The 20,033-nt window shown below is 64.0% G+C and carries 15 protein-coding genes; 7 read left to right on the top strand and 8 right to left on the bottom strand.

The window, feature by feature from the left end:
* Window positions 1-110 precede the first annotated feature (110 nt).
* From CSE6_RS03400 to polA, 4 genes are all read right to left on the bottom strand, one after another.
* Window positions 111-1,016 carry a dienelactone hydrolase family protein gene (locus tag CSE6_RS03400; RefSeq protein WP_034408551.1) on the bottom strand — a complete coding sequence of 302 codons (906 nt, stop codon included), beginning with the start codon at window positions 1,014-1,016 and terminating at the stop codon, window positions 111-113.
* Window positions 1,017-1,111: 95 nt separating this feature from the next.
* Complete coding sequence (locus CSE6_RS03395) at window positions 1,112-1,423, bottom strand: AzlD domain-containing protein (RefSeq protein WP_003067787.1); 312 nt, start codon at window positions 1,421-1,423, stop codon at window positions 1,112-1,114.
* The gene (locus tag CSE6_RS03390) at window positions 1,420-2,082 is read right to left on the bottom strand and encodes an AzlC family ABC transporter permease (RefSeq protein WP_034353248.1); all 663 of its coding nucleotides are present in this window, start codon (window positions 2,080-2,082) and stop codon (window positions 1,420-1,422) included. Before CSE6_RS03390 ends, CSE6_RS03395 begins: the two co-directional genes overlap by 4 nt.
* Window positions 2,083-2,288: 206 nt before the next feature.
* The gene (polA, locus tag CSE6_RS03385) at window positions 2,289-5,102 is read right to left on the bottom strand and encodes a DNA polymerase I (RefSeq protein WP_059439893.1); all 2,814 of its coding nucleotides are present in this window, start codon (window positions 5,100-5,102) and stop codon (window positions 2,289-2,291) included.
* A gap of 100 nt (window positions 5,103-5,202) precedes the next feature.
* Between polA and CSE6_RS03380 the strand changes: the two genes are divergently transcribed.
* From CSE6_RS03380 to CSE6_RS03365, 4 genes are all read left to right on the top strand, one after another.
* Window positions 5,203-5,565 (top strand): hypothetical protein, encoded by a 363-nt coding sequence (locus tag CSE6_RS03380; RefSeq protein ID WP_003067794.1) that lies wholly within the window; start codon window positions 5,203-5,205, stop codon window positions 5,563-5,565.
* A gap of 112 nt (window positions 5,566-5,677) precedes the next feature.
* On the top strand, window positions 5,678-6,634 hold the full coding sequence (locus CSE6_RS03375) for a homoserine kinase (RefSeq protein WP_059439892.1): 957 nt from the start codon (window positions 5,678-5,680) through the stop codon (window positions 6,632-6,634).
* Between the two features lie 112 nt (window positions 6,635-6,746).
* Complete coding sequence (locus tag CSE6_RS03370; RefSeq protein WP_059439891.1) at window positions 6,747-7,577, top strand: BPSS1780 family membrane protein; 831 nt, start codon at window positions 6,747-6,749, stop codon at window positions 7,575-7,577.
* 232 nt (window positions 7,578-7,809) lie between these two features.
* Entirely contained in the window at window positions 7,810-9,816 is a 2,007-nt protein-coding gene (locus tag CSE6_RS03365; protein ID WP_034378624.1) for a PhoX family phosphatase, read from the top strand.
* A gap of 67 nt (window positions 9,817-9,883) precedes the next feature.
* Here the strand turns inward: CSE6_RS03365 and CSE6_RS03360 are convergent, their stop codons facing one another.
* The 4 genes from CSE6_RS03360 to CSE6_RS03345 form a co-directional block, all read right to left on the bottom strand.
* Window positions 9,884-12,361, bottom strand: coding sequence for a UvrD-helicase domain-containing protein (locus CSE6_RS03360; RefSeq protein ID WP_059439890.1), 2,478 nt, complete (start codon window positions 12,359-12,361; stop codon window positions 9,884-9,886).
* Window positions 12,362-12,543: 182 nt separating this feature from the next.
* Window positions 12,544-14,124, bottom strand: a complete 1,581-nt coding sequence (locus CSE6_RS03355) for a DHA2 family efflux MFS transporter permease subunit (protein ID WP_059439889.1) — start codon at window positions 14,122-14,124, stop codon at window positions 12,544-12,546.
* A gap of 7 nt (window positions 14,125-14,131) precedes the next feature.
* The gene (locus CSE6_RS03350; protein WP_059439888.1) at window positions 14,132-15,304 is read right to left on the bottom strand and encodes an HlyD family secretion protein; all 1,173 of its coding nucleotides are present in this window, start codon (window positions 15,302-15,304) and stop codon (window positions 14,132-14,134) included.
* Window positions 15,305-15,431: 127 nt separating this feature from the next.
* Window positions 15,432-16,928, bottom strand: coding sequence for an efflux transporter outer membrane subunit (locus CSE6_RS03345; protein ID WP_059439887.1), 1,497 nt, complete (start codon window positions 16,926-16,928; stop codon window positions 15,432-15,434).
* A 106-nt stretch (window positions 16,929-17,034) separates the two neighbouring features.
* Here CSE6_RS03345 and CSE6_RS03340 point away from each other — a divergent pair, with 106 nt between their 5' ends.
* The 3 genes from CSE6_RS03340 (at window position 17,035) to CSE6_RS03330 (ending at window position 19,937) form a co-directional block, all read left to right on the top strand.
* Window positions 17,035-17,682, top strand: coding sequence for a TetR/AcrR family transcriptional regulator (locus CSE6_RS03340; protein ID WP_059439886.1), 648 nt, complete (start codon window positions 17,035-17,037; stop codon window positions 17,680-17,682).
* Between the two features lie 199 nt (window positions 17,683-17,881).
* Window positions 17,882-18,859 carry a GMP reductase gene (locus CSE6_RS03335; RefSeq protein WP_012837214.1) on the top strand — a complete coding sequence of 326 codons (978 nt, stop codon included), beginning with the start codon at window positions 17,882-17,884 and terminating at the stop codon, window positions 18,857-18,859.
* Between the two features lie 199 nt (window positions 18,860-19,058).
* Window positions 19,059-19,937, top strand: coding sequence for an NAD(P)-dependent oxidoreductase (locus tag CSE6_RS03330; protein WP_059439885.1), 879 nt, complete (start codon window positions 19,059-19,061; stop codon window positions 19,935-19,937).
* Window positions 19,938-20,033 lie beyond the last annotated feature (96 nt).

Raw genomic sequence — 20,033 nt, 5'->3', positions numbered from 1 at the left:
CCCCATACCGTCAGCCCCGGATGCACATGACGTGCATGGCATGCCGGGACTTCTTTCACCTTAGCAAAGCTGTCAAGCCCCCCGTGCCGAAAATTTCGGCGCATGAGGCATCAGGCCACGCCATGCTGGTTGAACCAGGTCAGCATGCGCGTCCAGCCGTCCTGCGCGGCCTGCTCCCGGTAGCTGGGGCGGTAGTCGGCATGGAAGGCATGGGGTGCATCGGGGAAGATCACGAACTCCGAGGCCCTGGCCGCGGCAGAGCCGCTCTTGAGGGCGGCCTTCATGGCATCGACCGACTCAAGCGGAATGCCGGTATCCTTGCCGCCGTACAGGCCCAGCACCGGCGCCTTGAGCTGCCCCACCAATTCCAGCGGATAGCTGGGCTGCAAATCGTTCTTGTTGCCCTGCAGCCGCCCGTACCAGGCCACGCCGGCCTTGAGCGGCGCATGCGCCGCATAGAGCCAGGTGATGCGCCCGCCCCAGCAAAAGCCGGTAATGGCCAGCTTCTTCACATCGCCGCCCTGCGTACCCGCCCATTGCACGGCCGCGTCCAGATCGCCCATGACCTGGGCATCGGGTACCTTGGCGATCACCTCGCTCATGAGCTTGGCCATCTCGGCATAGGCCATGGGATCGCCCTGGCGCACAAACAGATCGGGCGCTATCGCCAGATAGCCGGCACGCGCCAGGCGGCGGCAGGTGTCGGCAATGTATTCGTGCACGCCGAAGATTTCGGAGATCACCAGCACCACGGGCAGATTCTGCCTGCCCGCAGGCATGGCCCGGTAGGCCGGCAGCTTGAAGCCTTTGACATCGATGCTGACCTCACCTGCCGTCAGGCCGTCGACCGGAGTCTTGATGGCCGTCTGCGCCATGACCGGCCCGGCAGCGCAGGCATAGCCCACGCCCAGGCCGGCCCCCAGGGCTGTGCGCAAGGCCGCGCGGCGGCTGGGCCGGGCATCGGCGCGACCGCCAAGCAGCCCCTGCATATCCTGAGCGATGTCTTCGTACTTCATGGATCCTCCTTGGGTTGATGGAATCTCAAGCCAGCCCGGCTCGCGCAGCAAGCCGAGCTGGCCATGCAGTCTAAGGCCAGTGCCTTGCCGTCAGCTCAGACCAGCCAGCGCAGCAGCGCCGCAGCAGCTGCCCCCAGAATCACCACCAGCAGGAATGGTGCCCGCAGCCACAGGGCCAGCGCCGCCACCAGCAAGGCGCCCAGGCGCGCATCCAGGCTGATGCGCGTGCCGCTGGCCAGGGTGTTCATCACCGTCAGCGATGCCAGCAGCGCCACCGTCAGACAGGCCGCGATCTGGGCCATGCGCGGGCTGCGCATCCAGCGCTCGGGCAGGCTGTAGCCCAGCAGCTTGGTCACAAAGGCCAGCGCACAGGCCAGCAAGATCCATTGCCACAGGGACAGCGTCATTGCTCGGCCTCCGAAGGACGCACCCAGCCCCAGAAGGCGCCCAGGGCCGCAGCCAGCAGAATCGGCACGCCTGCGGGCACCCAAGGTATGGCCAGAGCCGTGACCAGGCCGCAGGCCAGTGCCAGCGCCACCGGCTCGCGCGCATTCAGGCGCGGCCAGAGCAGACCGAGAAAGGCCGCCACGGCGGCTCCGTCGAGACCGAAGCGGCGCGTGTCGCCCAGCGCATTGCCCATCAGCGCGCCCAGCAAGGTGAACAGATTCCAGAGCAGGAACACGCCCGCCCCGGCGACCCAGAAGCCGCGCCGCTGCTCGGCCAGATCTTCCTGCCCCGATGCCGTAGCTGCGGATTCGTCGATGGTCCAATGCGCGGCCAGCCAGCGCTGCAGCCCTTTGACACCCAGCAGACGGCTCATCTGCATGCCGTAGATGGCATTGCGCACGCCCAGCAGCGAGGCCGCGCTCACGGCCGCCATGCCGCTGCCGCCACCGGCAACCACGCCGATGAAGGCGAACTGCGAACCGCCCGTGAACATCAGCGCGCTCAGCGCCATGGTCTGCCAGAGATTGAGGCCAGCCGCCACGGAAAGCGCACCGAAGGAGATGCCATACAGCCCCGTCGCCACCGAAATCGACAGCCCCATGCGCACGGCGGGCGTCATTGCAAAGCCTTTGAACAAGATATTTCCCGCTACAAGCTAGAACAATTCAGGAGCTGACAGCGCATGTGAACAAAGCACTTCAGGTCAAAAACAACCTGAAGTTCTTTATTAGAAAGCGCAGGCAGCTCTCTTTTTTAAGGATTCGTCTCGGCAAGACCTAGTCGCCCCGGGACAAACGCATATCAGTGCGCCTGTTGATGAAAAGCTCAATGCGCCTTTTCCCAGCTGCTGCCAAAGCCGATCTCGGCCAGCAGCGGCACGGACAGGTCGGCCACGCCAGCCATGATGGCCGGGATCTCGGCCTGCACCCAGTCCCTGGCGGATTCAGGCAGCTCGAACACCAGTTCGTCATGCACCTGCATGATGACCAGCACCTCGGGCTTTTCGGCATCCAGCCTGGCCTGCACGGCCACCATGGCCTTCTTGATCAGATCGGCCGCCGTACCCTGCATGGGGGCGTTGATGGCGGCGCGCTCGGCCGCTTTCTTGCGCGGGCCGTTGCCGCCATTGATCTCGGGCAGCACCAGGCGGCGACCGAACACGGTCTCCACATAGCCCTGGGCGTGGGCCAGCTCCACGGTCTGGTCCATATAGCGCTTCACGCCGGGATAGCGCTGGAAGTATTTGTCGATATAGGCAGCCGCAGCCTTGGTTTCAATGCCCAGGTTCTTGGCCAGGCCGAAGCTGCTCATGCCGTAGATCAGGCCGAAATTGATGACCTTGGCATAGCGGCGCTGCTCGCTGCTGACCTCGTCCACGCTCACGCCGAAGACTTCGGCGGCCGTGGCGCGGTGCACGTCCAGGCCGTTCTTGAAGGCGCTCAGCAGGGCCTCGTCGCCCGACAGATGGGCCATGATGCGCAGCTCGATCTGCGAATAGTCGGCGCTGGCAATCAGCTTGCCCTCGGGGGCCACAAAGGCTTCGCGCACGCGACGGCCTTCGGGCGTGCGCACGGGAATATTCTGCAGATTGGGGTCGTTGCTGGACAGACGCCCCGTCACCGCCACGGCCTGGGCGTAGTGGGTGTGCACGCGGCCGTCGCTGGGCAAGGCCATCTGGGCCAGCTTGTCGGTGTAGGTGCCCTTGAGCTTGGACAGCGAGCGGTGCTCAAGCAGCTTGGCGGGCAGCGGATAGTCCTCGGCCAGCTTTTCCAGCACTTCCTCGTCCGTGCTGCGCGCGCCGGTGGCGGTCTTCTTCACGACGGGCATGCCCAGCTTGTCGAAGAAGATCTCTCCCAGCTGCTTGGGCGAAGACAGATTGAAGGGCTGGCCCGCAATCTCGTAAGCCTCTTCCTCGAGCTTGAGGATGCGCGCGCCCAGATCGTTGCTCTGGCGTGCCAGCTCGCCCGCATCAATGCTGACGCCATTGCGCTCGATGCGAAACAGCGCTTCGCTGGTCTGCATTTCCAGCTCGTAGATATGCAGCAGACCGGCATGGGCCTGGATGCGCGGCCACAAGGTGTTGTGCACATCCAGGGTCTGGTCGGAGTCCTCGCAGCTGTACGCCGCGGCCTTGTCCACGCTCACCTGGGCAAACGGAATCTGGTTCTTGCCCTTGCCGCACAGGTCCTCGTAGCTGATGCCGCTGCGACTCACATGGCGCAGCGCCAGGCTGGTCAGATTGTGCGGGCGGTCGGCTTCGAGCACATAGGACTGCAGCATGGTGTCGTGCGCATAGCCGCGCACGGTGATGCCGTGATTGGCAAACACATGCTGGTCGTATTTGACATGCTGGCCCAGCTTCTTCTTGCCGGCATCTTCCAGCCAGGGCTTGAGCCTGAACAGCACCATGTCCATATCGAGCTGCTCGGGCACGTCCATGCCTTCGTGGCGCAGCGGAATATAGGCGGCCTCGCCCACGGCCACGCTGAAGGAGATGCCGACGATGCGGGCCACCATCTCGTCCAGCGAATCGGTCTCGGTATCCAGCGCGGTCAGCTCGGCGGCGCTGATCTTGGCCAGCCATTCATCGAGCTGAGCCTCGCTCAGAATCGTGGTGTAGAGGACATCGCGCTGCTGGGCAGTCACGGCGACCTCGGTCGCCGCCGCGTCATCAGCATCGAACAGGCCGCCCTGGGCACTGTCGACCTTGGCAGCCTTGCCTGGCTTGGCCGCCTTGGCTTCGGCCGCCGCGGCGCCCAGCGTGCGCACCAGCCCCTTGAAGCCGTATTTCTCGTAGAAGGGCGCAAGCGCTGCGCTATCGGGCTCGGCCAGCGTGATGGCATCGAGCTGCGGCAGGCCGCTGATATAGGAGGACAGATCGCAGTCGGTCTTCATGGTCACCAACTGGCGGCTCAGCGCCAGCTGACCGCTGGCAATCGCATCGCGCAGGTTCTGACCGGCAACGCCCTTGATATCTGCCGCGTGGGCGATCAGATTGTCCAGCGAACCATGCTCCTCCAGCCACTTGGCTGCAGTCTTGGGTCCGACCTTGGTCACGCCGGGCACGTTGTCCACGGTGTCGCCCACCAGGGCCTGGTAGTCGATCATCAGCGCCGGCGGCACGCCGAACTCGGCCGTCACTCCCGCCACGTCGCGCTTCTTGCCGTTCATGGTGTCGATGATGGTCACATGCTCGCCCACCAGCTGGCTCAAGTCCTTGTCGCCGCTGGAGACGATGACCTGTATGCCCTGGGCCGCCGCGGTCTGCGCCAGCGTGGCGATCACGTCATCGGCTTCCACGCCGGGCACGGCCACCACCTTCCAGCCCAGCAACTGAACCACCTCGTGGATGGGCTCGATCTGGCTGCGCAAGTCATCGGGCATGGGCGAGCGCGTGGCCTTGTACTCGGTGTACATCTCGTCGCGGAAGGTCGGGCCCGAGGCGTCGAACACGCAGACGGCGTAATCGGCCTGCACATCCTTCCTCAGCGCCTGCATCATGTTCACCATGCCGCGGATGGCGCCCGTGGCCGGGCTGGCCGGGTCGCCTGGAATCGCCCGCAGGTCGGGCATGGCATGGTAGGCGCGGTAGAGGTAGCTGGAGCCGTCCACCAGCACCAGGGTCTTGGAATTGCTCATACCCCGGATTGTGCACGCGTGCCCGGCTCCTGCAGTCTGCCGCCCAAAGACAGGCTGCGCCTGGCGGGACAATTCGAAGTCGCCCTACAATCTATGCATCATGCGCGCTGCACCACTTTTCATCATCCTGAGCCTGGCTGCCGGATCCGTTCTGGCCCAGTCCCCCACTCCTGCTCCGGCCAATGCCGTGGTCGCTCCTGCGCCCCAGGGCCAGCAGGACAACGCGGCGGCGACCGGCAGGCACAACCAGCGGATCGAACATATCCGCGTGGAAGATGCTGGCAGCCGTGTGGATGAAACCCGTGTGGGCGGTCAGACCCAGAGCATCACCGTGCAACCCAAGGTAGGCTCCATGCCCGAGTACGAGGTGCAGTCCAACGACGGCGCCCGCGCAGCCCGCAACCGCGACAATAACAGCGGCGACACCACGGGCACCCGCGTCTGGAATTTCATCAAATTCTGAAGCGCGGCGCGCTTTCCCCCATTCATGACAGGGCAGTGCTTCACTGCCCTGTTGCATATAGACACCTTCTCCCCGCTAGTTCGGCCGGTCGCCCCAGACCGGCGTATTCACCATGGCTGTTTTCACCGAAGTTTCCGATAAAGATGCGCGCGAGCTGCTGCGCCGCATGTCCCTAGGCGCGTTCAAGGAATTGCGCGGCATTCAAGGCGGCATTGAAAACACCAACTATTTTCTGACGACCGACCAGGGAGAGTGGGTGCTGACACTGTTCGAGCGCCTGAGTGGCGAGCAACTGCCTTTTTACCTCTACCTGATGAAGCATCTGGCACAAGCCGGGATTCCCGTGCCGGACCCGCAGGGCGAGGCACGCAGCGGTGACATTCTGCTCAAGGTCTGCGGCAAGCCCGCATCCATCGTCAACCGCCTGGCCGGCAAGAGCCAGCTGACCCCGGCTGCCGTGCACTGCGCTGCCGTGGGCGAGATGCTGGCGCGCATGCATCTGGCCGGTCAGGACTACAACCGCCAGCAGCCCAATCTGCGCGGCCTGCCCTGGTGGAATGAAACCGTGCCCGTGGTCCTGCCCCATCTGGGCGAGGAAACCGCCGCCATGCTGCGCGCCGAGCTGGCCTACCAGAACCATATCGCCGCCTCGGCCAGCTATGCGGCCCTGCCGCGCGGCCCCATCCATGCCGACCTGTTCCGCGACAACGTGATGTTCGACGGCGACCGGCTGACCGGCTTTTTCGACTTCTATTTCGCGGGCGTGGACACCTGGCTCTTCGATCTTGCGGTCTGCCTCAACGATTGGTGTATCGATCACGCAACAGGTGCACATGATGCCGAGCGCGCCAAAGCCATGCTTGCGGCCTACCAGGCCGTGCGTCCGCTGACCGGGCCCGAGCGCGAGTTGCTCAACGCCCAGTTGCGTGCCGGCGCCCTGCGTTTCTGGATCTCCCGCCTCTGGGACTTCCATCTGCCGCGTGAAGCCGCACTGCTGCAGCCCCACGACCCCACCCACTTCGAGCGCGTGCTGAGCCAGCGCATCGCACATCCGCTGACGCTGGACTGAGTACCAGGCAAGCTGATTGCTCCGGGGCTTTTGATGGCCCCGCTCAGCCGTCTCGGGTACAGTGCAAGAAGCGACTTTTGCACGCTCTCGCAAAAGTATTTCAGCCTCTTCCATGAAACTTCAAATCGTTCCACCCGGCACCGGTCTGCAATGGGTGCTGCAGGGTCTGCGCACCTTCAAAAGCCAGCCCCTGGCCCTGGCCGCCCTGTTCTTTCTGGGCATGGCCAGCATGTCTCTGATCTCGGCCCTGCCGCTGATCGGCCCCGTCATTGCACTGGCACTGCTGCCATGCATCTCGCTGACCATGATGGTCGCGGCATCCGAAGCCGCCCACGGCCGCAAGCCCACACCGGCGCTGCTGCTGGTGGCTTTCCGCTCCGGCAGCCAGCATCTGCACTCCATGCTGATGCTGGGCGGCCTCTATGCCGCAGGCTTTTTGCTCATCATCGGTGCCTCCAGCCTTGTGGACGGCGGCACGTTTGCCAGCGTCTACCTGGGTCAGACTCCCATGACCCGCGAACTGGCCGAAGAGCCCGAGTTCCAGTCCGCCATGTGGCTGAGCATGTTTCTCTACCTGCCGCTGTCTCTGGCCTTCTGGCATGCTCCGGCGCTCATCCACTGGCATGGCATCAGCCCCGTCAAATCGCTGTTCTTCAGCTTTGTCGGCTGCATTCGCAATATCGGTGCCTATCTGGTGTTCGGTGTCTGCTGGATCGGCGTGTTCATCGTCTCCGGCATGGCCCTGGCCATCGTGACCGGCATCCTTGCCATGCTCATCGGCAGCATTGCCGGTGGCCTGATGGTGGCAACGGCACTGATGCTGGCAGCCATCTTTTTTACCTCGATTGTGTTTACCTTCCGTGACAGCTTCAGCCCGCCCGATGACGACCAGACTCTGACCGACTCCTCATCGGACACAGCGCCGCCATCATCGGACTCCTAAGCTCGAGCAGTACCCCGCACCAGCCCCGGCCCCAGGTCGGGGCTTTTTTATGGGCCGAACAAAGGCCCGCGCCAGCAGATCATTCATCCCGGCGTCATCAAGCCGCCACGGCACTGTCATATTTGTTTCCTAGGATTCGCAGGACTGACCAAGGCATGCATCTCATGTCCTGGCATTCATCCAATTCAGCGCGGCCCCAAGTCTGCGCTTCACCCCACACTGCGAAACTCTCATGGCACAAAATCTGCTCAGCCGTCGTAAGGCCCTGCAACTCTTTTCCGGCGCTCCTCTGCTCCCACTGGGTTCGGTCGTGTCCGCATCCAGCCTGCTGGCCGCATGTGGTGGTGGTGATGACGACACACCGACAACGCCTACGACGCCTCCCGTCACCAAGAACTATGTTTCCGCCACCTTCACCAGCATGGCCGCGCCTACGCTGAGCACCCCTGACAAGATGGCGACCATGTATGCGGCCTCGCAGCTCAAGGTCGCTTTCGACGACAAGAGCGAGCAGGTCTACGACCTGGGCTATCAGCCTTTCTTCGTGACCGGCGACATGGTCTCCAACGGCAAGGGCGACCAGGTGCTGGCCGGTGGTTACTACGACATCTACAACAACAAGATCATCGACAAGACGGTCGCTGGCAAAGAGCGCCACTTCTTCTCCGATTCGCCCGACGGCACCTCGCTGCTGACCGTTCCTGATGCCAAGGTAGAAGGCGTCAAGGGCAAGCCCGTCTTTGCCGTGGTGCAGTTCGAGTACACCACCTGGGCTCAGGACGGCAAGACCGATATGTACGGCAAGCTGCCCTCGCCCATCGCCGTGCTGACGCTGGACCAGGACCAGAGCACCGGCAAGCTGAGCCTGGTGAAATACCACAATGTGGACACCTCCAAGGTTCATGGACTGTGGATCACCTGCGGTGCCAGCCTGTCGCCCTGGGGCACCCATCTGTCGTCGGAAGAGTACGAGCCCGATGCCTTCAGCATCGGCAGCAACACCATGTTCCAGGCTTACAGCCAGAACCTGTATGGCGACCAGAACAAGGCTAACCCCTACCACTACGGCCACATGCCCGAAGTGATCGTCAATGTCGACGGCACGGCCACCATCAAGAAGCACTTCTGCATGGGCCGCATCTCGCACGAGCTGGTGCAGGTCATGCCCGACCAGCGCACCGCCCTCATGGGTGACGATGCCACCAACAGCGGCTATTTCGTTTTCGTGGCAGACAAGGAAAAAGACCTGTCGTCGGGCACGCTGTATGCCGCCAAGGTCGGCGCGGGCTTCTCCATCGACCCTGCAGCCAAGAGCGCTGCACCCCTGACCTGGATCAAGCTGGGTTCTGCCACCAGCGCCGAGATCGAGAACCTGGCCAACACGCTCAAGCCTGCGGACATCATGACCGTGCTCAAGGCCGACCCGAGCGACTCCAGCTACACCAAGATCGTGGCCAACGGCAAGACCGAGTGGATCAAGATCAACCCCGGCATGGACAAGGCCGCCGCCTTCCTCGAAACCCATCGCTATGCAGCCTTCAAGGGTGCCAGCCTGGGCTTCACCAAGATGGAAGGCACGACCGTCAACGCCAAGGACAAGATCGCCTACTCCGCCCTGCAGAACGTGCAGTCCTCCATGGTGGCCGGCAATGCCGCCAACGTGCCTGGCAACGGCGTCTCCGTGCCCAAGCAGCTGGTCGCCGGCGTGGTGATGGCGCTGAACCTCAAGGGCGGCCAGAAGGACACGACCGGCACGGCCATCAACAGCGAATGGATGCCCGTGGACACCGCTCCCCTGCTGGCTGGCGAGGATCTGCTGGACAGCGACGGCAAGACCCTCAAGGGCGACGCCCTGGGTAACACCGCCAACCCCAACAAGATTGCCAACCCCGACAACCTCAAGTTCTCGGAGAAAATGCGCACCCTGTTCATCGGCGAGGACAGCAGCCAGCACGTCAACAACTTCATGTGGGCCTACAACGTGGACACCAAGCAGCTGTCGCGCGTGCTGTCCGTGCCCGCAGGTGGTGAATCCACCGGCCTGCATGCCGTGGACGAGATCAACGGCTGGACCTACATCATGAGCAACTTCCAGCACGCTGGCGACTGGGGCGGCATCCACGCCAACGTCAAGACCCAGCTGGATCCGCTGATCAAGGCCAACTACAAGGACAAGTTCGGCTCCGCCGTGGGCTACATCACGGCCTCGCCCGCCCAGATGAAGCTCAGCGCCAAATAAGCGCCAACGCCTCATAAAAAAGCCGCCTTCTACAAGGCGGCTTTTTACTGGGCAAAGGCGCTATGCCTCAGTCCACAATCGTCAGCTTGGCAATCGCCAGCGCCAGCCACTTGGTGCCATGGCGGCCAAAGCTGACCTGGGCGCGCGCATCGTCACCCGTGCCTTCCACGGCCAGCACCTTGCCCTCGCCGAACTTGTTGTGGAACACCGCGATACCGGCCTTGATGCCGTGCGCAGGCTCGGCCTTTTGCTGCGGCACGGGCGGGCTGGCAAAGACTTCGGTCTGCTTGCCGCCCGAGCCCGAGCCGTATTGACCTCCAGCCCTTGATCCCCAGGCACCACCGGCGCCTGAAGAGGGCGCAAAACTGCCAAAGCCGCTTTGCCTGGGCGTGATCCACTTGAGCGCCTCTTCGGGCAACTCGTCAAAGAAGCGGCTCTTGACGTTGTAGCGCGTCTGGCCATGCAGCATGCGCGTCTGCGAATGGCTCAGATACAGACGCTTGCGCGCACGCGTGATGGCCACATAGGCCAGGCGCCGCTCCTCCTCCAGACCGCCACGATCCATCATGGCGTTCTCGTGCGGGAACAGGCCTTCCTCCACGCCGCCGATGAACACTGCATCGAACTCCAGGCCCTTGGAGGCATGCACGGTCATCAATTGCACCGCATCCTGGCCTGCCTGGGCCTGGTTGTCGCCGGCTTCCAGCGCCGCATGCACGAGAAAAGCCTGCAGCGGCGACAGCGTCTCGCCGGTATCGGCATTGACCATGGAGGCTGCAGTACCTGCCGGTGCCCTGAGCGCCTCGTCCAGCAGCGGCTGATTCGGGTCCAGCCCCTGGCTGACGGGCGACTGGCTCAGCTGCGGCGCATTCTGCTGCTCGTCCAGCGGCATGGCCACGGCATCGCGGCCAAAGCCTTCCTGGGTCACAAAGCTCTCGGCAGCCGTGACCAGTTCCTGCAAGTTCTCGATGCGGTCCGCGCCCTCTTTCTCGTTGCGGTAATGCTCTATCAGCCCGCTTTGTTCTTCCACGGTCTCGATGATTTCACGCAGCGTGCGCCCCTGCGTCTGCTCGCGCAGCACATCGATCTGGGCCACAAAGCCCTGCAGCTTGGTGCCGGCCGCGCCGCCCACGGCGGTGACGGCGTCGCTCAGCGAAGTGCCGCTGCTGCGTGCCGTGTCCTGCAGGACTTCGATCGTGCGCGCGCCGATGCCGCGTGCGGGAAAGTTCACCACACGCAGGAAACTGGTGTCGTCGTGCGGATTCTCCAGCAGGCGCAGATAGGCCAGGGCGTGCTTGATTTCGGCACGCTCGAAAAAGCGCAGGCCGCCGTACACACGGTAGGGAATTTTGGAATTGAACAGCGCCGACTCGATCACCCGGCTCTGCGCATTGCTGCGGTAGAGCACGGCAATTTCCTGGCGTGTGAAGCCGTCGTTTCTGACCAGCTGCTTGATCTCGTCGACCATCCACGCGGCCTCGGCCAGATCGCTGGGCGCCTCGTAGATGCGCACCGGCTCGCCCGGGCCCTGGCTGGTGCGCAGGTTCTTGCCCAGGCGGTTGCTGTTGTTGCTGATCAGCGCATTGGCGCAGTCGAGGATGTTGCTGAAGGAGCGATAGTTCTGCTCCAGCTTGATCTGGTTTTTGACGTCGAACTCGCGGATGAAGTCCGCCATATTGCCCACGCGCGCTCCGCGAAAGGCATAGATGCTCTGGTCGTCGTCACCCACGGCAATCACGCTGGCTGCCGACTCGTAGCGCCCGCCCACATCGTCGCCCGCCAGTTGCTTGAGCCACTGGTACTGCAGCTTGTTGGTGTCCTGGAACTCGTCCACCAGGATGTGCTGAAAGCGGCGTTGGTAATGGTGGCGCAGATGGGCATCGTCACGCAGCAGCTCGTAGCTGCGCAGCATCAGCTCGCCGAAATCGACCACGCCTTCGCGCTGACATTGCTCCTCGTAGAGCTGGTACAGCTCCACTTTCTTGCGAGTGTCGGGGTCGGTCGCCACCACATCGCCGGGCCGCATGCCCTCCTCCTTGCAGCCCGCGATGAAGTACATCAGCTGCTTGGGCGGAAAGCGCTCGTCATCCACATTGAACTGCTTGCACAGACGCTTGATGGCCGAGAGCTGGTCTTGCGTATCCAGAATCTGGAACGCCTGGGGCAACTTCGCGGCCTGATAATGAGCGCGCAGCAGTCGGTTGCACAAGCCGTGGAACGTGCCGATCCACATGCCGCGCACGTTGTAGGGCAGCATGGCCGACAGGCGCGTGAGCATCTCCTTGGCGGCCTTGTTGGTGAAGGTCACGGCCATGATGGAGCCGGGCGTGGCCTGCCCGGTCTGCAGCAGCCAGGCGATGCGTGTGGTGAGCACACGCGTCTTGCCCGAGCCGGCACCCGCCAGAATCAGCGCATGGCCCGCAGGCAGGGTCACCGCGGCCAGCTGCTCGTCATTGAGGCCGGTCAGCAGGGGCGAGTGAGAGGCGGGATTGGCGCCGGAATTTGCACCGTCTGGCGCGGAGTCAAGCAGGTCGATCGGGAACATAGCCCCCCATTGTAGAAATGCTGGCGACTCCCTTCGACTTGCTGCTGCTTTCGCGGCTTCATGCTCCTGAAAGAAAAGCTGCCTGCGCTTGATAAATATGGATTTCAGACATCTTCATATCTGAAATTCATGCATATCAAGCGCAAGCAGCTATCAATTCATTCAAGCCACGGCACTCACACTCAGTGGCCACCCGCACCGGGCTCGACCGTGCGGCTCGGCCTGGGTGCCAGCCAGATCGCGCAGGCCGCCAGCACAAAGCCGCCCGCGATGATGAACATGATCTGGTTGGTGGCCAGCATCACGCTCTGGCTGGTGATGAGCTGATCGAGCGCCGACAGCGCCGCATCGGGACTCATGCCCGACTGCTGCAGCCCGTGCAGCACCTCGCCGCTGGCATCGCTCAAACCCACCAGATCCGCATGCTTGCGCGTCGTGCCGTTCTCCCAGGCCGTGTTGACCACGGAGACCGCAGCCGCGCCCGAGAGGGTGCGCAGAAAGTTCATCAGGCCGGCGGCGTTGTCCATCTCCTGCGGCTCCACGCTGGCCAGCGCCAGCCCGGTGGTCGGTATGAAGAAGAACGGCAGACCCAGCCCCATGAACATCAGCGGCAGGGCGATGTCCCAATAACCCATGTCCGTGGTCGCAAACGCGCGCCAGCAGGTTATCACCCCCATCCAGAACACGCCGCCAAAGATCAGCCGGCGCGGGTCCACCCGGGCCGCCAGCCCGGCCGCAGCCGGCGCCACGAAGAGCGCGAACAAGCCCGTCCAGGCCGTGACCAGACCCGCCAGCGTGGCCGTGTAGCCCATGAAGCTCTGCAGCCACAGCGGCGTGAGCACATTGACGGCGAAGAAGGCCGCAAACGCGAGGCTGATCGTCAGCACGGCCATGGAAAAGCCGCGATGCCTGAAGACGCGCAGATCAACGATCGGGTGCTCGGCATGCAGCTCCCAGATCATGAAGGCCGCAAAGCCCACCACGGCGACCACGGCCAGCGCCACGATCATGGGCGAGGCAAACCAGTCCAGATTCTTGCCTTCGTCCAGCATCAGCTGCAGCGAACCCACCCAGACGATGAGCAACATCAGGCCCACGGTGTCTATGGGGTTCTTGAGCAGCGGCTGCTCGTAGCGCCTGACCAGATGCCAGACCGCGAACGCGCACACCAGGGCAACCGGGATGTTGATCAGAAAGATCCAGTGCCAGGTGTACTCGTCGCAGATCCAGCCGCCCACGATGGGGCCCAGCACGGGCGCGATCAGCGTGGTCATGGACCACAGGCCGATGGCCGCGGGCGCCATGCGCGGCGGAAAGATACGCAGCAGCAGCGACTGGGACAGCGGCATCAGCGGGCCGCCGGCCAGACCCTGCAAGATACGCGCAAACACCAGCATGCCCAGCGAATTGGCCAGGCCGCACAGCAGCGATGCCAGACCGAACAAGCCCATGGCCGTGGCAAACACGCGCACCGCACCGAAGCGCGCCGCCAGCCAGCCGGTCAGCGGCACGGTGATGGCCTCGGCCACCGCATAGCTGGTGATGACCCAGGTGCCCTGGCTGGTGGTCGCGCCCAGGTTGCCGGCAATGCTGGGCACGGAGACATTGGCCACCGTCATGTCCAGCACGGCCATGAAATTGGCCGCGGCCAGCACCAGGGCCGCCAGCCACAGCGTGCCCCCCGTCAGCGGCACCATGCCGGCGGCCATGGGCACGGCGGGCGCATCGGCCGCCGCGGCCGCACTTGCGTTGTGATCGCTCATGAGACGCTCACTGCGCGGCCGTGGTCGCCACGCCGGCTGCGTCGGCAGGGCCGCTGCGGGTGTCCACCGTCACCTGCATGGACAGGCCCACGCGCAGCGGGTTCTTGGCCAGCTCGGCGGCATCGAGCTGAATGCGCACTGGCAGGCGCTGCACCACCTTGATCCAGTTGCCCGTGGCGTTCTGCGCGGGAATGGCCGCAAACGCCGATCCGGAGCCGCCGCTGAAGCCCACCACAGTGCCGCTGTACTTCACATCGCTGCCGTACAGATCGGACTGCAGCTGCACGCGCTGGCCCACGCGCACCTTGCCCAGCTGGCCTTCCTTGAAGTTGGCATCCACATAGATCTGCTGCACCGGCACCACCGTCATCAAGGGTGCGCCTGCCTGCACGCGCTGCCCGATCTGCACGCTGCGCCTGGCCACCACGCCATCGACGGGAGCGCGCACCGTGCTGCGATCCAGATCGACCTGAGCCTGATCGCGCCGCGCCTGCGCCAGCTGCACCTCGGGGTTGGTCTCTGCATCTGCACCCTCGATCAAGGTGGCGTTGACCTGCTTGGCGCCCACGGCGGCTTCGCGGTTGGCCCTGGCCTGTGCCTGCGCGGCCACGGCCGATGCCAGCTGCGCCTTGGCTGCGGCAAAAGCGTTCTGCGCCTGCGTCAGCTCCTCGCCCGAGACCGAACCGCTCTTGGCCAAGGCCTGGCGGCGCTGCAGGTCGATGGTGGCACGCTCCATATCGGCCTCGGCCGCCAGCAGCTGCGCGGCCGCGCGCTTTTCATCGGCCTCGCGGGCCGTCACCTGGGCCTTGAGGCCGCCATCATTGGCCACGTAGCCCTTGACGCGGCGCATGGCGCGGGCCAGCTCGGCCTCGGCCTGGGCCAGTGCCAGCCTGGCGTCCGTGGGATCGATGCGCACCAGCACATCGCCTTGCTTCACGGCCTGGGTGTCCCTGACCAGTACCTCCAGCACCGTGCCGCCTATGGAGGGCGTGACCTGCGCCACCTCGGCCGCCGCATAGGCGTTGTCGGTGGAGACGAAGCGGGAGGCATGCAGCCACCAATAGGCGCCGGCAACCGCACCGCCAAGCAGTACCACGCCAGCCAGCCCGGCCAGCAACCGGTTGCGGCGCTGTTCGCGCGCAGCGGGATTCGCGCTCACGGAAGAAGCGTTTTCAGTCATACAAAAAAACCTCGGAAATATTCATGGGAGTCACGCAAACAAGACTGCAATCACAGCCTGCCTGCTGAGGCAGTCGTCTTGCCCGAACCTGTTTTGCGCAAGTCGTGATTCAGTTCTGGAAAGTGGCTCAGGCCTTTGGCGCGATCGCGTCAGAGGCGCCGGCGGACTCGCTCCAGCCGCCGCCCAGTGCGCGATGCAGACTGATATCGAGCGTCAGGGCGCGCGACTGCACATCGACCAGCTGGCGCACGCTGGCCAGCAACTGGTCTTCGGCCGACAGCACATCGAGATAGCGCGCCAGCCCGCCCTCATAGCGGTTGCGCGCCACGCGATGCGCCTCGGTCGCAGCCGTCACGGCCTGCTGCATGGCCGTCAGCTGCTGCAGCAGCGCTCGCTGGCTGACTGCGTTGTCCGCCACCTCCTGCAAGGCCCGGTTGAGCGTGCTGCGGTACTGGGCCACGGCCTCGTCATAACGGGCGCGCGCGGCACCCAGTTGCGAGCGCAAACGGCCGCCATTGAAGATCGGCAGGCTGACGGCCGGGCCCACGCTGGCGATGCCGGAGCCGCTGCGGCTCAGCATGTCCAGGCCCAGCGACTGCACGCCGACAAAGGCGCTGAGATTCACATCGGGATAGAACTCGGCCTGCTGCGATGCCACGCGCGACTCCAGCACCTGTGCCTGCAGTCGGGCGGCCACCACATCGGGGCGACGGCCCAGCAGATGCGCCGGCAACTGCTCGGGCAAGGCCCATTGCTGCTGCCACGGCGATTGCAGGCGCCCGGCATCGAGCACGATGGCCGCACCACGATCGGGAGCGGCTCCGATCAGCGCAGCAATGCTGTTGCGCTGCAAGGCGACCTGCTCCTGCATCTGTGCCAGCTCGGCCTGCGCGGCTGCCAGACGCGCCCTGGCGCTGTGCACGCTGCCCTGGTTTTCGAGCCCGTTGGCATAGCGCTGCTCAAACAACTCGGCCGTGGTCCGGCGCACCTGCACCGATTGCTCCAGCGTCTGCGCATTGGCGGCCAGACGCAGCAGCTGCGCATAGGCCAGGGCCACATTGCTGGACAGCAAGAGACGCGCCTGGGCTGCATCGGCCTCGCGCGCTGCCAGCTCGCCGGCAGCGGCGGCCACGGCGGCGCGCTGCTTGCCCCACAGGTCCAGCGACCAGCTCAGGTCCAGCGTGGCGCGGCCGTAGTCATTCATGCCGCGCGGCGCGAAGGCCTCTGGCGTCAGATGGTTGTAGCTGAGCTTGTCCTCGCTGACCGAGGCGCGGGCGGAAAGCTGCGGCGCAGAAGCCGCCTCGCTCACGCCCAGCATGGCCCTGGCCTGCAGCACGCGGGCTGCGGCGGCCGCCATATCGGGAGCGCCCTCCAGAGCCTCGGCGATCAGCTGATCGAGCTGTGCGTCGCCATAGCGCTGCCACCATTGCTGGGTGGGCCAGTCCATGGGCGGGGCATGGCTTGCAGCCTGCAGAGTCTCGGGCACGGGCTGCGCCAGCATGGCCTTGCCCTCCCATTCGGGAATCTGGGCACAGGCTGCCAGAACCGCCGGCAAGCCCAGAACCCACCAGCCATGGCGCCCGCGCCGAATCCTCTGCGGCGCAGCGGCTATGCATTGAGTCATGAAATACTTTAATAATGAACTGTACGGTACAGTATATGTTTCCAGCGTTTGAGATCGCAAGCGCTACACTGAAAGACATCACAACCGCCCCAGGACATTTCGCCCCATGCGCACCAAAACGGAAGAAAAGCGACAAGCCATCATTGACGTTGCAGCGGCCACCTTTGGCGAACTGGGCTTCGAGCGCACTTCCATGTCCGAGATCTGCACGCGGCTGGGCGGCTCCAAGGCCACGCTCTACAACTACTTCCCGTCCAAGGAAGCGCTGTTTCTGGAGGTGATGTTCCAGGCCTCCGAGGCCGACTTCCAGAACACCATGCTGGCGCTGCAGACCGGCAATGACGATGCGGCGCAGACGCTGTGCAACTTTGGCCAGCGTTTCCTGGGTCTGCTGTATTCGCCGGAGGTGATGGCCGTGCGCCGCCTGCTGGTTTCCGAAGGCGGGCGCGCCAATATCGGCCAACGCTGCTGGGACATGGGGCCGGCGCGCGGCAATGCTGCCATCAACGCCTTTTTGCAGCAGGGCATAGAGCGCAGCCTGCTGCGCCGCGCCGATACCGAGGTCATGCGCCATCATCTGCTGGCGCTGCTGGAGGCCGAGTTGCTGCCGCGCTTCATGTTCCAGCACCTGCCCGCCCCTACTGCGCAGGAGATTGTCCTGTGCACCGAGCGCGCCGTGGATGCCTTCATGCGGGTCTATGGCACATCGGGTGAGACGCAGGGCAAGAGCGACTCTATAAGAAAATCCTTATAACCCTCATAACGATGTCTGGACATACGATTTGCGCCAGCGCCGTATAGAATCAATCACCGGGCCCAAGTTTTTTGAGGTCCGGTTTTTTTTGCCTGCTGCATGCCGGCACCGCCAAAAACCGGGCTCCAAGCCAAGCGCCTATCCTTGAAAATTGAGGTGGGTGAGATTCCCGCCGTGACCTTTTCCGGAGCTTGGAACCATGGAAATCTTCGACTACGACAACATTCTTCTGCTGCCCCGCATGTGCCGCGTGGAAAGCCGTTCGGAATGTGACACCAGCGTGGTGCTGGGCAACCGCAGCTTCAAGCTGCCTGTGGTGCCCGCCAACATGAAGACGGTGGTGGACGAGAAGATCTGCACTTATCTGGCACAAAACGGTTTCTTCTATGTGATGCACCGTTTTGACATCGACAACGTGGCCTTCACCAAGGACATGCAGTCCAAGGGACTGTTTGCCTCCATCTCTCTGGGTGTCAAGCAGCCGGACTACGAGACGGTGGACCGTTTCGTGGCCGACGGCATCTGCCCCGAATACATCACCATCGACATTGCCCACGGCCATGCCGAGAGCGTGAAGAACATGATTGCCTACATCAAGGCCAAGATCCCTGCGGCCTTTGTGATTGCCGGCAACGTCGCCACGCCCGAGGCCGTGATCGACCTCGAAAACTGGGGTGCGGACGCCACCAAGGTCGGCGTGGGCCCCGGCAAGGTTTGCATCACCAAGCTCAAGACCGGCTTCGGCACGGGCGGCTGGCAGTTGTCGGCGCTCAAGTGGTGCGCCCGCGTGGCGACCAAGCCCATCATTGCCGACGGCGGTATCCGCAGCCACGGCGACATCGCCAAGAGCATCCGTTTCGGTGCCACCATGGTGATGATCGGCTCCCTGTTTGCGGGCCATGAAGAGTCGCCCGGCAAGACCGTGGAAGTGGACGGCCAGCTGTTCAAGGAATACTACGGCTCGGCCTCCGACTTCAACAAGGGCGAGTACAAGCATGTGGAAGGCAAGCGCATTCTGGAGCCCGTCAAGGGCCCGCTGATGAATACGCTGGTCGAGATGCAGCAGGACGTGCAGTCCTCCATCAGCTACGCAGGCGGCACCAAGCTCATGGACATCCGCAAGGTCAACTACGTCATCCTCGGCGGCGACAACGCCGGCGAGCATCTGCTGATGTAGGCCGTAAAGCGCGACTCACCAGCGCGAAGGTGAACCTCCAAAAAAAGCATCAAGGGCAGCTCAGGCTGCCCTTGTTGTTTTCAGCTGTCCCTTTTTCTGCATCCTGCGCGCACAACTGATCTGTGATCATGGCCGCGATTGCGGCCTTCACCAGGGCTTAGCATGTCGTCATTCATAAAAGCTCCAGGGAAACAACGCCATGAACACATTGAAGATCGCAGTTCTGGGCACGGGCATGATGGGCCTGCCCATGGCCCGCCGCCTGGCCCAGGCCGGCCATGAGGTCCACATCTGGAACCGCACCCGCGCCAAGGCCGAGCCGCTGGCTGCCGATGGCGCGAGCATCCATGACAGCGCGGCAGATGCCGTACGCGGCGTGGACTTCGCCGTGAGCCTGCTGGAGAGCGGCGCCATCGTGGGCGAAGTGCTGTTCACGCTGGGGGTTGCCGACGCCATGCCCAATGGCTCGCTGTTCATCGACATGGCCTCCATCCAGCCACGCGAAGCGCGTGAACATGCCGGCAAGCTTGCCGCGCTGGGCGTGCGGCATCTGGATGCCCCCGTCTCGGGCGGCACGCTGGGTGCGCAAGCCGGCACGCTGGCCATCATGGCCGGTGGCGAGGCTGCGGATTTCGAACATGCCCTGCCTGTCTTTGCCGCGCTGGGCCGTGCCACCCATGTGGGTCCGCATGGCGCAGGCCAGCTCGCGAAACTGGCCAACCAGATGATCGTGGGCATCACCATCGGTGCCGTGGCCGAAGCCCTGCTGCTGGCCGAACGCGGCGGTGCCGACCCTGCCAAGGTGCGTGAAGCCATCTCCGGCGGCTTTGCCGACAGCCGCATCCTGCAAGTGCATGGCGAACGCATGGTCAAGCACGACTTTGCGCCACGTGGGCGCATGACGGTGCAGCTCAAGGACATGCGCAACGCCATCGCCACGGCCGAGGAAGTCGGCTTTGACGCGCCCATCACCGGCCTGCTGGAGCAGCTCTATGCCGAGGGAGTGAAAAACGGCCTGGGCGACCTGGACCAGGCGGGCCTGTTCGTCGAATTGCAACGCCGCAACGCACTGGATTAAAAAAACCCGCGGGTTTTCCTGCAAGCCCTCCAGAATTAGCGCATAATTGCGGTCTCGCTTGCAGCGCAGGCGTTGTGTGGGGCTCTTAGCTCAGCT

Origin of the sequence: Comamonas sp. E6 (assembly GCF_001010305.1) — a bacterium.
Taxonomy (GTDB): domain Bacteria; phylum Pseudomonadota; class Gammaproteobacteria; order Burkholderiales; family Burkholderiaceae_C; genus Comamonas; species Comamonas thiooxydans.
Note: the sequence above shows the minus strand (reverse complement) of the source record. Positions and strands in the feature narration are given on the sequence as shown.